General features: G+C 72.2%; 8 protein-coding genes. 7 read left to right on the top strand and 1 reads right to left on the bottom strand.

Features of this window, described 5'->3' with window-relative positions:
* The first annotated feature begins 22 nt into the window (after positions 1-22).
* The 5 genes from ACFZDA_RS32690 to ACFZDA_RS32670 all read left to right on the top strand — a co-directional run bounded on the left by ACFZDA_RS32690 (position 23) and on the right by ACFZDA_RS32670 (position 8239).
* The gene (locus ACFZDA_RS32690) at positions 23-1777 is read left to right on the top strand and encodes an ABC transporter transmembrane domain-containing protein (RefSeq protein WP_391088685.1); all 1755 of its coding nucleotides are present in this window, start codon (positions 23-25) and stop codon (positions 1775-1777) included.
* On the top strand, positions 1774-3558 hold the full coding sequence (locus ACFZDA_RS32685; protein WP_391088683.1) for an ABC transporter transmembrane domain-containing protein: 1785 nt from the start codon (positions 1774-1776) through the stop codon (positions 3556-3558). Before ACFZDA_RS32690 ends, ACFZDA_RS32685 begins: the two co-directional genes overlap by 4 nt.
* 170 nt (positions 3559-3728) lie before the next feature.
* The gene (locus tag ACFZDA_RS32680) at positions 3729-5789 is read left to right on the top strand and encodes a M4 family metallopeptidase (protein WP_391088681.1); all 2061 of its coding nucleotides are present in this window, start codon (positions 3729-3731) and stop codon (positions 5787-5789) included.
* Between the two features lie 210 nt (positions 5790-5999).
* Positions 6000-7649, top strand: coding sequence for a M4 family metallopeptidase (locus tag ACFZDA_RS32675; RefSeq protein WP_391088679.1), 1650 nt, complete (start codon positions 6000-6002; stop codon positions 7647-7649).
* 68 nt (positions 7650-7717) lie between these two features.
* Positions 7718-8239: a DUF1990 family protein gene (locus ACFZDA_RS32670; protein ID WP_391088678.1), complete on the top strand. Its 522-nt coding sequence runs from the start codon at positions 7718-7720 to the stop codon at positions 8237-8239.
* 48 nt (positions 8240-8287) lie between these two features.
* Here ACFZDA_RS32670 and ACFZDA_RS32665 read toward each other — a convergent pair whose 3' ends face one another.
* A complete protein-coding gene (locus tag ACFZDA_RS32665) occupies positions 8288-10909 on the bottom strand; it encodes an alpha-glucan family phosphorylase (RefSeq protein WP_391088676.1) in 2622 nt (873 codons plus the stop codon).
* Positions 10910-11199: 290 nt separating this feature from the next.
* Between ACFZDA_RS32665 and ACFZDA_RS32660 the strand changes: the two genes are divergently transcribed.
* The gene (locus ACFZDA_RS32660) at positions 11200-12402 is read left to right on the top strand and encodes a S8 family serine peptidase (protein WP_391088674.1); all 1203 of its coding nucleotides are present in this window, start codon (positions 11200-11202) and stop codon (positions 12400-12402) included.
* 215 nt (positions 12403-12617) lie between these two features.
* Positions 12618-13310, top strand: a 693-nt coding sequence (locus ACFZDA_RS32655; RefSeq protein WP_391088672.1) for a maltotransferase domain-containing protein, incomplete at its 3' end; no start/stop codon positions are given.

The following is a 13310-nucleotide window of genomic DNA, read 5'->3' as shown; positions in this document are numbered from 1 at the left end:
GACGGCGGCGGAAGGCGGGCGGATGATCGACGCGTACGAGGACCCCGGCACACCCGACCACCGGGGCGGCGCCCGTTACCTGTGGTGGCTGGTCACCCGGCAGCCCTGGCGGTGCGCGGCCGGCGCGATGTTCGGCAGCGTGTGGATGGTGCTGCTGGCGGCGACGCCGTATCTGATGTCCCGGGCGATCGACGACGGTCTGGAACCCGGTGACATGGGCGCGCTGGCGCTCTGGAGCGGCGCGCTGTTCACGGTCGGGGCGTTCAACTCCTGGCTGAGCATCATGCGCCACCGCACCATGACCCGCGTCCGGATGGACGCCAACTTCCGCACGGTGAAGGTCGTCGTCGGCCAGGCGGTGCGGCTCGGCGCCTCGCTGCCGCGGCAGATGGGGGCCGGAGAGGTCGTCACGATCGGTGTGGGCGACGTGCAGACGATCAGCCAGTCGCTGACGGTCGTCGGACCCGGCGTCGGCGCGGTCGTGGCCTATCTGGCGGTCGCCGTCCTGCTGGTCTCCGTCTCCCCGCTGATCGCCCTGGTCGTCCTGCTCGGGATCCCGGTGATCGTCCTGCTCGTCGGGCCGCTGCTCGGGCGGCTGCAGGGGTCCGAGACGGAGTACCGCGAACGGCAGGGCGTGCTCACCGCGCGGATCGGCGACCTGGCGGGCGGTCTGCGGGTCCTCGCAGGGCTGGGCGGCACGACGCTGGTCGCGGACGCCTTCCGCCGTGACTCGCGGCGGCTGCGCGAGCAGGGCTACCGGGTCGGCGCGGTGACCAGCTGGGTCCAGGCCCTCGGCATCGGCCTGCCCACCCTGTTCCTCGCCGTGGTGACCTGGCTGGCGGCACGCCTGGCCGCCCAGGGGGACATCACCGTGGGCCAGCTGGTGTCGGTCTACGGCTATGTCGCGGTGCTGGTGGGCCCGGTGTCCTTCTGGGTGGAGTGCGGCTACCAGATCAGCCGCGGCCTGGTGTGCGCGCGCCGCGTCGTACGGTTCCTGCGCCTGGAACCGATGCCGGACACCGGCACCCGCGACGCCCCGTTGGAACCGTCGTCCCTGCACGACCCCGAGTCCGGCGTGCGCATCCTCCCCGGCCGCCTGACGGCCCTGGTCGCGGACCATCCCGCTGACGCCACAGCCGTCCTGGACCGCCTCGCCCGCTATACCCCCTCGAACGCGACCTGGGGCGGCTACCGCCTCGACGAGATCGCCCTGCACCAGATTCGCCGACGGATCCTGCTGGCCGACCACGACTCCGACCTGTTCGCAGGAACCCTCCAGGACATGGTCAGACCTGCTTCCGGGGGCGCGGGGAACTGCGCGACGAGCCACACACCACCCGCACCCGCCCACGGCGACCAAGCGGCACTCCAGACGGCGCTCCACGCAGCCGCGGCAGAAGACATCGTCCAGGCCCTCCCCGACGGCCTGAACACCCAGATGGCCGCGCAGGCCCGCAACCTCTCCGGCGGCCAGCGCCAGCGCATCCGCCTGGCCAGAGCCCTCCTCGCCGCCCCGGAGATCCTCCTCACCGTCGAACCCACCTCCGCCCTCGACGCCCACACCGAGGCCACCGTCGCCGACCGCCTCAGAGCGGCCCGGCACGGCCGCACCACGGTCGTGACCACCACCTCCCCCCTCGTCCTGGACCGCACGGACACCGTCCACTACCTGGTCGACGGCAAGGTCGCCGCCTCGGGCAGCCACCACGAACTGCTCGGCACCACCCCCGGCTACCGCGCCCTCGTGGCCAGGGACACCGAGGAGGCGGTGCGATGAGCCGCGCACACCTGCCCGTCGCCGAACGGGCGGACGTCCGAAGCGCGTTGCTGGACCTCGTACGGGCCGACACCCGGGCCTTCACCACCGTCCTCGGCCTCAACGCGCTCGCCGCCCTGGCGGGTCTGGCAGGACCCTGGCTGCTGGGCCGGATGATCGACGACGTCCGCGCCGGGCAGGCAGTCGCCGCCGTCGACCGGCTGGCCCTCGTCCTCCTGGCCTGCGCCCTCGCCCAGTTGTTCCTCGCCCGCTGGGCCCGCTACGTGGGCCACCGCTTCGGCGAACGCACCCTCGCACGCGTACGGGAGCGGTTCGTCGACCGCGCCCTCGCCCTGCCCGCCTCGGTCGTGGAACGCGCCGGCACCGGCGACCTGACGGCCCGCGGCACCTCGGACGTCACGACCGTGGGCAACACCCTGCGGGACGCCGGTCCGGTCCTGCTCGTCAACCTCGTGCAGGCGCTGTTCCTGGTCGGCGCGGTGTTCCTGCTGGACCCGCTGCTCGGTGTGCTCGGCGTGCTCGGGCTGACGCCGATCTGGCTGGCGTTGCGCTGGTATCTGCGCCGGGCCCGGGACGGGTATCTCGCCGAGGGCGCGGCCACCTCGGACGTCGCGGAGATCCTCGCGGCGACCGCGGCCGGAGCGCGCACCGTGGAGGCGTTCCGGCTCGGGAAGCAGCGCACCGCGGCGAGCCGGGAGACGCTGGAGACGTCCCGCCGTACGCGCCTCTACACGCTGTTCCTGCGCTCGGTGTTCTTCCCGGCGGTGGAGGTGTCGTACGTCCTGCCGGTGGCCGGGGTGCTGGTGATCGGCGGGGCGCTGCACACCTCGGGCGCGATGAGTCTCGGGGCGGTGGTGGCGGCGGCCCTGTATCTGCACCAGTTGAGCAATCCGCTGGACGAGATCCTGGTCCGGGTCGAGCAACTGCAGAGCAGCGGCGCCTCGTTCGCCCGGGTGGAGGGGCTGGCCCGGGCGCCGCGGGCCGCCGGGGAGGGCGACGGTCCCGATCCGGACGGCGACCGTATCGACGTCACCGGCGTGCGCTACGCCTACGACGAGGGCGTCGAGGTGCTGCGTGGCGTCGATCTGACGGTGACTCCCGGGGAGCGGCTGGCCATGGTCGGGCCGTCGGGCGCCGGCAAGACCACGCTGAGCCGGCTGATGGCGGGCATCGACGCGCCGACCGCCGGCTCGGTGACGGTCGGCGGCGTGCCCGTCGCCGGGCTCGGGCCCGAGCGGCTGCGCCGCCAGGTCGTCCTGGTCACCCAGGAGCACCATGTGTTTCTCGGCACGGTCCGCGACAATCTGCGGATCGCCGAACCGTCCGCCGGGGACGCGGAGTTGTGGACGGCACTGTCGGTGGTCGGCGCCGATGCGTGGGTGCGGCAGCTGCCCGAGGGCCTGGACACCCTCCTGGGCCAGGGCGGTTGTCCCACCGACGGCTCTCAGGCCCAGCAACTCGCCCTGGCCCGCGTGGTGCTGGCGGATCCGCACACGCTGATCCTCGACGAGGCGACCGCGCTGCTCGACCCGACGACGGCCCGCCACACCGAGCGCGCCCTGGCCGCCGTGCTCGAAGGGCGCACGGTCATCGCCGTCGCGCACCGGCTGCACACCGCGCACGACGCCGACCGGGTGGCCGTGCTGGAGGACGGCCGGCTGACCGAACTGGGCACGCACGACGAGCTGGTGGCGGCGGGCGGGGCCTACGCGGCGCTGTGGCGCTCCTGGCACGGGGACCTGCCCGACGGCCAGGAACCGTCCACAGAACCGCCCGCATAGCGAACATGACTTTCCGGTCAACGAACCGTTTCCGGCCATACTCTTGACGCGCTCCTGACAGAAAGCGCACTCGCCTGCCACGCTTCCCACGACTGCTCCACAGAAACCCCACAGCAACACCTCCACCTCCCCAGGCCGGGCGACCCCCGGCCCCGCAGAAGGAGCCAGTGTTGAGAAGCAGTTCCTCGCGAAGAAGCACCTCCCACAGACGCACGTCCCACACTCCCCGCCGCACCGCGGCCGTGGCCCTCGCCGGCGTCGCCGCGCTGATCGCCGCCGCCGTGCAGAGCGGCACCGCCACCGCGGCCCCGGAGAAGGCACCGTCGGCCGCGGCCAAGGCGAATCCCGGCTCGGAGTCGGTCAGGCTCACCCCCGCCCAGCGCGCCGCGCTGATCCGCCAGGCCGACGCCGGCACGGCGCGGACCGCGAAGGACCTGGGCCTCGGCGCCAAGGAGAAGCTGGTCGTCCGCGACGTCCTCAAGGACCGCGACGGCAGCGTGCACACGCGCTACGAGCGCACCTACGACGGCCTGCCGGTCCTCGGCGGCGACCTGGTCGTGAAAAGCACCAAGGCGGACGCCACCGCGTCCGTCGTGAAGGCCGCCCGCGCCGCGATCAAGCCGGCCACGACGAAGGCCGCGGTGCCCGCCGGGCGGGCCCGGCAGCAGGCCCTGGCCGCGAGCAGGGCCGAGAAGGCCAAGAGCCCCGACGTCAACCGCGAGCCCCGCAAGGTGATCTGGGCCGGGAACGGCAAGCCGGTCCTGGCCTACGAGACGGTCGTCGGCGGTTTCCAGCACGACGGCACCCCGCAGGAACTGCACGTCGTCACCGACGCCACCACCGGCGCGAAGCTGTACGCGTGGGAGGCGATCGAGACCGGCACCGGCAACACGGTGTACTCCGGCACGGTCGACCTCACCACCACCCAGACCGGGTCGGCGTACAACCTCACCGACGGCGCCCGCGGCGGCCACAAGACGTACAACCTCAACCGCGGCACCTCCGGCACCGGCACGCTCTTCTCCGGCCCCGACGACGTCTGGGGCAACGGCAGCCCGTCCAACGCGGAGTCGGCCGCCGCCGACGCCCACTACGGGGCCGCGCTGACGTGGGACTACTACAAGAACGTGCACGGCCGCAGCGGCATCCGCGGCGACGGCGCGGGCGCGTACTCGCGGGTCCACTACGGCAACAACTACGTCAACGCCTTCTGGTCGGACAGCTGCTTCTGCATGACCTACGGTGACGGCTCGGGCAACGCGAACCCGCTGACGTCGATCGACGTGGCCGCGCACGAGATGAGCCACGGGCTCACCTCGGCCACGGCAGGCCTCAACTACAGCGGCGAGTCCGGCGGTCTGAACGAGGCCACCTCCGACATCTTCGGGTCGACGGTCGAGTTCTACGCCAACAACTCCTCCGACGTCGGTGACTACCTCATCGGCGAGGAGATCGACATCAACGGCGACGGCACCCCGCTGCGCTACATGGACAAGCCCAGCCAGGACGGCGCGTCCAAGGACGCCTGGTACTCCGGCATCGGCTCGGTCGACGTGCACTACTCCTCGGGCCCCGCGAACCACTTCTTCTACCTGCTGAGCGAGGGCAGCGGCACCAAGACCATCAACGGTGTCACCTACAACTCGCCCACCTCGGACGGCCTTCCGGTCACCGGCATCGGCCGCGACAAGGCGGAGAAGATCTGGTTCCGCGCGCTGACCACCAAGTTCACCTCGACCACCAACTACGCGGGCGCGCGCACCGGCACCCTCGCGGCGACCGGTGAGCTCTACGGCACCGACAGCGCCGAGTACAAGGCGGTCCAGGACGCGTGGGCGGGCGTGAACGTCGGCACCCGCTCCGGCGGCGGAGGAGGCGGCGGCACGTCCTTCGAGAACTCCGCCGACGTGGCGATCCCGGACCGGGGCGCGGCGGTCACGTCGTCGATCACCGTCTCCGGCCGGACGGGCAACGCGCCGTCCAACCTCCAGGTCGCCGTGGACATCGTCCACACCTACATCGGCGACCTCAAGGTGGAGCTGGTCGCCCCCGACGGCACGGCGTACACGCTGAAGGGCTACGGCACCGGCGGCAGCGCGGACAACATCGACACGACGTACACGGTGAACGCCTCGTCCGAGGCCGCCAACGGCGTCTGGCAGCTGCGGGTCCAGGACAACGCGGCCCGCGACACCGGCTACATCAACAGCTGGAAGCTCACCTTCCCGTAGACCCGTCCGCGGTCTGCCCCAGGGCAGGGCGCCGCCCCGGTGGGTTCGACTCCCCCGGGACGGCGCCCGCTTCACGTTTCCGGGCGTACACCTCGTCGTCGATTTCCGGCCAACATCACCCAGGCTCCTGACATGTACGCGTCTGAAGTGCCACTCTTCCCCCACCCGCCGCACAGCACCACAGCACTTCCCCCACATCGAGGAGCTTGTGTGTCTACCTCTCTCTACGCGCGTCATCGTCGCACCACGCTCGCCATCGCCACCGCCGTCGCGGCCGGCGCCCTGCTCACCACCGGTCTGACCACCGGCAGCAGCGCCGCCGCCGACTCCTCCTCCGGCAAGCCGGCCCTCGCCGCCGCACCTGTCCTGCTGACCGCGCCCGCCCGCACCGCCCTGATCAAGGAGCAGCAGGCGGACGCCGCGAAGACCGCCGACGAGATAGGCCTCGGCGAGCAGGAGAAGCTGGTCGTCAGAGACGTCGTCAAGGACGCCGACGGCACGGTCCACACCCGCTACGAGCGCACCTACGCGGGCCTGCCGGTCCTCGGCGGCGACCTCGTGGTGCACGCGTCGAAGTCCGGCGCGACCCAGGGCGTCACCAGAGCCACGAAGGCGAAGATCGAGGTCGCCTCGCTCAAACCGGCGGTCACCGCCGCCAAGGCCGAGAAGCAGGCCGTGACGCTCGCCAAGGCGGCCGGCTCGGAGAAGACCGAGGCGAACTCCACGCCCCGCAAGGTGATCTGGGCGGCCGACGGCAAGCCCACCCTTGCCTATGAGACGGTCGTCGGCGGCCTCCAGGAGGACGGCACCCCGAACGAGCTGCACGTCGTCACCGACGCCGCCACCGGCAAGAAGCTCTACGAGTACCAGGGCATCGAGACGGGCACGGGCAACACCACGTACAGCGGCAAGGTCACCCTCAGCACCACCAAGTCCGGGTCCTCGTACAACCTCACGGACGGCACCCGCGGCGGCCACAAGACGTACAACCTCAACCGCGGCACCTCCGGCACCGGCACGCTCTTCTCCGGCTCCGACGACGTCTGGGGCAACGGCAGCCCGTCCAACTTGGAGACCGCCGGCGCCGACGCGCACTACGGCGCCCAGATCACCTGGGACTTCTACAAGAGCGCCTTCGGCCGCAACGGCATCCGCAACGACGGCAAGGCCGCCTACTCGCGGGTCCACTACGGCAACAGCTACGTCAACGCCTTCTGGTCGGACAGCTGCTTCTGCATGACCTACGGCGACGGCTCGGGCAACACCAACCCGCTGACCTCGCTCGACGTGGCCGCGCACGAGATGAGCCACGGCCTGACCTCGGCCACGGCCGGCCTCAACTACAGCGGCGAGTCCGGCGGCCTGAACGAGGCGACCAGCGACATCTTCGGCGCGGGCGCCGAGTTCTTCGCCGCCAACTCCTCCGACGTCGGTGACTACCTCATCGGCGAGGAGATCGACATCAACGGCGACGGCACCCCGCTGCGCTACATGGACAAGCCCAGCAAGGACGGCGCGTCCAAGGACGCCTGGTCCTCCAGCCTCGGCAGCGTGGACGTCCACTACTCCTCCGGCCCCGCCAACCACTTCTTCTACCTGCTGTCCGAGGGCAGCGGCTCGAAGACCATCAACGGCGTGACCTACAACTCGCCCACCTCGAACGGCTCCACGGTCACCGGCATCGGCCGCACCAAGGCGCTGCAGATCTGGTACAAGGCGCTGACGACGTACATGACGTCGACGACCAAGTACGCGCAGGCCCGCACGGCGACCCTGAACGCGGCCTCGGCGCTGTACGGCGCGTCCAGCACCGAGTACAAGGCGGTCGCGGCCGCCTGGTCCGCCGTCAACGTCGGCTGACCAAGGCATCGCCTCGGGCGGTACCCGGGCCGAAGGCGGGCCCGGGTACCGCCCTACTCTTGGTGACCATGTCTTCGGAGGACTTCACCTACGCCGATGTCGGCGCCACCCGCGACGAGGGCTTCTGCCCCCCGGGCTTCCATCCCATGAACGTGCGCACCCGCCTCGGCGAGGGCGAGGAGGTCTTCCGCCGGGCCTCGGAGGCGGTGCTCACCTGGGAGATGCACCGGGCCCTCGGCGTCGGCATCGACGCCGGCGCGGACCGGGCCGCCCCCGGCGTCGACGTCACCGTCACCCTCGCCGGCATGATCAAGGCTCCCTGCCGTGTGGTGTGGACGGTCGAGGAACCCCGCCGCGCCGGCTTGGCCTACGGCACGCTGCCCGGCCACCCCGAGTGCGGCGAGGAGTCCTTCGTCGTGGACCGCACGGGCGACGGCACGGTCTGGCTGACCGTGAACGCCTTCAGCCGCGCGGCCAAGTGGTACGCACGGGCCGGGGGGCCGGCGACCAGGGGCTTCCAACACGCGTACGCCCGCAGGTGCGGCAACGTCCTACGGAACTTGGCAACGCAGGGTGGTGCAGAAACCTAGGGGCGCGGGGAACTGCGCGACCAGCCCCCACGCACCCGCGGACAACACTCAACGCATCAACAATCCCGCAGCCTCGACAAGCTCTTCAGAGGGCCCGGCGACCAAGCCCAACTCCGCGCTGGACGCCAACAGCCGATGCGCAGGCAGGATCCGCACCGTGTACCCAAAAGGCCCGGTGCGATCCAGGGACAAGGGCCCTTCATAAAGCCAGCGCCCGTCCTGGTCGGGTGACCCCACCGGCTTCAACGGAACGACCGCCGCGTCGGCGATGCGATCCTCCTCGTCCACCCGCCCCGACACCACCTGCACCTCGACATCGTCCGGCCCGAGGTCACCGAGTCCGACCCGCACCCGAAGCCCCAGCGTCGTACCGAGCTCGGCCAGTGCTTCGGACGCGGACGTCTCCACATGGTCGACGGTGACCCCCGGCCACGCCGCCCGCACCCGGCCCTTCCACTCGGCGAGCTCCCGCGCCGCGTCCGGATCCATGGAGCGGTGGGCGAGCGCCGCCGGCGTGTAGAGCCGCTCGACGTACTCCCGGACCATCCGCCCGGCCAGCACCTTCGGCCCGAGCAGGCTCAGGGTCTGGCGGACCATCTCGATCCAGCGGTCGGGCAGCCCGCTCTGGCCGCCGCGTTCGTAGAAGCCCGGCGTCACCCGCTGTTCCAGCAGGTCGTACAGCGCCGCGGCCTCTATGTCGTCGCGGTGGTCCGGGTCGGTCCCCGCCCCGTCGGCCGTGGGGATGGCCCAGCCGAAGTCCGGCTGGAACCACTCGTCCCACCAGCCGTCCAGGACGGACAGATTCAGACAGCCGTTGAGGGCCGCCTTCATCCCGGACGTGCCGCAGGCCTCCAGCGGGCGCAGCGGGTTGTTCAGCCAGATGTCGCACCCCGGGTACAGCTTCTGCGCCATCCCCATGCCGTAGTCCGGCAGGAACACGATCCGGTGCCGTACCCGAGGATCGTCCGCGAACCGCACCAGTTCCTGCACCAGCCGCTTCCCGCCGTCGTCCGCGGGGTGCGCCTTGCCGGCCACGACGATCTGGACCGGCCGCTCGGGATGCAGCAGCAGGTCCATCAGCCGGTCGCGGTCGCGCAGCATCAGCGTCAGGCGCTTGTACGACGGGACGCGCCGCGCGAAGCCGATGGTGAGGACATCCGGGTCGAGCACGCCGTCGATCCAGCCCAGCTCGGCCGTGCCGGCGCCGCGCTGCCGCCAGGAGGCCCGCAGCCGCTCCCGCACCTCCGTCACGAGCTGCTCCCGCAAGGCCCGACGCAGCTCCCAGATCTCCTGGTCGGGGATGCCCGCCATCGCGTCCCAGCGCTCCGAGCCGCCGGCGGTCAGGGCGTCCTCGGCGCGCTGGACGCCGATCTGCCGGGCGCCGAGCCGGAACACCTCGGGGGCGACCCAGGTCGGGGCGTGCACCCCGTTGGTCACGGAGGTGATCGGCACCTCGTCGGCGTCGAACCCGGGCCACAGGCCGGAGAACATCTCGCGGCTGACGTTGCCGTGCAGCAGGGACACGCCGTTGGCGCGCTGGGCCAGGCGCAGGCCCATCACAGCCATGTTGAACAGGTTGGGCTCGCCGCCGGGGTAGGTCTCCATGCCCAGCCTGAGGACGCGCTCGAGGTCGATGCGGGGCAGCTCGGCGTCGGGGCCGAAGTGGCGGGCGACCAGCTCGCGGTCGAAGCGGTCGATGCCGGCCGGGACGGGGGTGTGGGTGGTGAAGACGGTCCCGGCGCGCACCGCCTCCAGCGCCGAGTCGAAGTCCAGGCCCCCGTCGCAGAGCTCGGCGATCCGCTCCAGGCCGAGGAACCCGGCGTGTCCCTCGTTCGTGTGGAACACCTCCGGCGCGGGGTGCCCGGTGAGCCGGCAGTACGTGCGCACCGCCCGGACCCCTCCTATGCCGAGCAGCATCTCCTGGAGCAGCCGGTGCTCGCTGCCGCCGCCGTAGAGCCGGTCGGTCACGCCGCGCTCGCCGAGGTCGTTCTCCTCGACGTCCGAGTCCAGCATCAGCAGCGGGACCCGGCCGACCTGCGCCAGCCAGATCCGGGCGTGCAGCTGCCTGCCGCCGGGCAGGGCGAGGGCGACCTGGGCGGGGGTGCCGTCGGGCTCCTCCAGGAGGACCACGGGCAGCTCGTGGGGGTCGAGGACGGGGTAGTGCTCCTGCTGCCAGCCGTCCCGGGACAGGGTCTGGCGGAAGTAGCCGTGCCGGTAGAGCAGGCCGACGCCGATCAGCGGGACGCCGAGGTCGCTGGCGGCCTTCAGATGGTCCCCGGCCAGGATGCCGAGGCCGCCGGAGTACTGGGGCAGGGCGGCCGTGATGCCGAACTCGGGTGAGAAGTAGGCGATCGCGGCGGGGAGTTCGTCGGGCTGGGCCTGGTACCAGCGCTCGCCGGTCAGGTAGTCGTTCAGGTCGCCGGCGACGGCCGCGAGGCGGCGCAGGAAGCGGCGGTCCGCGGCCAGGTCCGCGAGCCGCGCGGGCGGCACGCTGCCCAGCAGCCGGACCGGGTCGCCGCCCGAGGCGGCCCAGCGCTCGGGATCGACGGACTGGAACAGGTCACGGGTCTCCGCATGCCATGACCAGCGCAGGTTGCGGGCCAGATCACTGAGCGGCCGGAGGGGTTCGGGGAGAACGGGTCGGACGGTGAATCGACGGATCGCCTTCACGGGTTCCACCTCGGCGCGTTGGCGGGATGACGCAGGGTTCTGACACGGAGCTTCATCGGCGTCACCTACGACAGTACCGGCGCCGGTGCCGCAGTCGCTGAAGCTCCGCCTCCCGACGCCCGATCGGCCGGAACCGGCCCATCCACGGATATGGCCGATTCCGCCCCCGTAGGCGTCCTTGTGGCACTTCACGCGTCACGAGAGGCTGCCCCTGGCGTACCGGCCCGCGCCTGTTCGTACGCGGTGCCCCGCGGCGGCCGTACGCCGAGTCGAGGAGGGGAACTCGGACCATGGCACGGACGCGCGCTCGGCGTCTGCGCTGGACGGGGGGCCTGGCGGCGGCGATCTGTGCCGCGGCGTTTTCGGCCACCACCCTGCCCGCGCACGCCGTACCGGAGGGGCGGATACTCGGCGCCGGACAACCCGGCTCCGTACACGGAAGTTATCTGGTGACACTGAAGGAGGGCACCCGGGCTCCGTCGGCGGCCGGAAAGGCCCTCGCCGAGAAGTACGGGGTGCGCGTCAGCCACACCTACGGCACCGTCCTGAACGGCTACGCGATCAGGACCGACGAGAGACGGGCCGGGCGGCTCGCCGCCGACCCCCGGGTCGCCTCGGTCGTCCAGGACACCCGTGTGCGGCTGGAGCACACACAGCCCGGGCCGCCCTCCTGGGGGCTGGACCGCGTCGACCAGCCGGGGCTGCCGCTGGACCGGAGCTACACCTGGCCCGAGTCGGCGGGCGCCGGGGTGACCGTGTACGTGATCGACACCGGCGTGCGGACCACGCACCGGGACTTCGGCGGCCGGGCAGGCCACGGCTGGGACTTCGTCGGGAACGACAAGGCCGCCTCGGACGCCAACGGTCACGGCACGCACGTCGCCGGCACGGTCGCCGGGCGGACCCACGGTGTCGCCAAGCGGGCCCGCGTGGTCTCCGTGCGCGTCCTCGACGCGGCGGGGGCGGGCACCACGGCCCGGGTGATCGCCGGGATCGACTGGGTGACCCGGCACGCGCACAAGCCCGCCGTCGCCAACCTCAGTCTGGGCGGCCCGCGCAACGAGCGGCTGGACGCCGCCGTCCGCGCCTCCATCGCCTCCGGCGTCACCTACACGGTCGCCGCGGGCAACGACGGCAGGCCGGCCGGCCTGTACTCCCCGGCGGGCGTCAAGCAGGCGCTCACGGTCGGCGCCACCGACCGCAGGGATGCAAAACCGGCCTTCTCCAACCACGGTCCGGCCCTCGATCTGTTCGCCCCGGGCGTGGACATCACCTCGGCGTCAGCCGCGAGCGACACCGCACGGGTCACCTTCTCGGGTACCTCGATGGCGGCACCGCATGCCGCCGGCGCGGCCGCGCTGTATCTGGCCGATCATCCGAAAGCGGCTCCGGCCCAGGTCACAAGGGCCCTGACCGAGGGAGCGGCGACCGGAAAGATCTCCGGCCGGGGTCCCGGTTCGCCGGACAAGTTACTGCGGGTGCCGCACGGCTAGGGCGAAGGAGCCGCCATGCGCAGGGGCCGGCCTCGTCCGCCGCGGACGAGGCCGGTCTTGTGTGTCGACATACGCGTGAGTAGTTAACAAAGTGCCGGATTGCCCACCCGAATAGGGTGGGAAGGCTCCCCCGGGTACCCCTCTCAGGAGCACCATGCAGGACCCACCTCCCCACAGACATCCGCCCACCCACGTTGACGCGGACAGGAGCGGTCATGCCCGCCAAGCACCATTCGTCACCACCCCCCACCCGCCGCACCGGGGCGCGCGCGCCCGCCGGCGAGTCCCGACCCGCGCGCCCGGCCGACGCCGGTCCCCAGATCCCGCAGCCACCCCCCGTGGGCGAGGCGACCGCCGTCGGGCGCATACCCGTGCTCGACGTCCGCCCGGTCGTCCAGCGCGGGCGCCGGCCGGCCAAGGCCGTGACCGGCGAGACCTTCGAGATCTCGGCGACCGTGTTCCGGGAGGGGCACGACGCGGTCGCCGCCAATGCCGTCCTGAGGGATCCCGAGGGCCGCCCCGGCCCGTGGACGCCGATGCGTGAGCTGGCCCCGGGGACGGACCGGTGGGGCGCCGAGGTCACCGCCGGGGAGCCCGGCCTGTGGTCGTTCACCGTGGAGGCGTGGGGCGACCCGGTCAGCACCTGGCGCCATCACGCGCAGATCAAGATCCCGGCGGGCATGGACACGGACATCGTGCTGGAGGAGGGCGCGCGGCTGTACGAGAGGGCGGCCGCCGGTGTGCCCGAGGAGGAGGGCCGCCGGGACGTGATCCTCGCGGCGGTCGCGGCCCTGCGGGACGAGAACCGCCCGGCGGCGGCGCGGCTGGCGGCGGCGCTGACGCCCGAGGTGGACGAGGTCCTGGCCCGCCATCCGCTGCGGGAGATGGTCACCACCTCCGAGCCGCTG

It is taken from the genome of Streptomyces sp. NPDC007991 (assembly GCF_042958445.1).
Lineage (GTDB): Bacteria > Actinomycetota > Actinomycetes > Streptomycetales > Streptomycetaceae > Streptomyces.
The sequence above is the reverse complement of the archived record's forward strand: the minus strand, read 5'-3'. Positions and strand labels throughout refer to the sequence as shown.

What these genes read in the sequence shown, in the direction of transcription:
- ACFZDA_RS32685 (WP_391088683.1), top strand. Translation starts at nt 1,774, where the DNA reads ATGAGCCGCGCACACCTGCCCGTCGCCGAACGGGCGGACGTCCGAAGC.
- ACFZDA_RS32670 (WP_391088678.1), top strand. Translation starts at nt 7,718, where the DNA reads ATGTCTTCGGAGGACTTCACCTACGCCGATGTCGGCGCCACCCGCGAC.
- ACFZDA_RS32660 (WP_391088674.1), top strand. Translation starts at nt 11,200, where the DNA reads ATGGCACGGACGCGCGCTCGGCGTCTGCGCTGGACGGGGGGCCTGGCG.
- ACFZDA_RS32690 (WP_391088685.1), top strand. Translation starts at nt 23, where the DNA reads ATGATCGACGCGTACGAGGACCCCGGCACACCCGACCACCGGGGCGGC.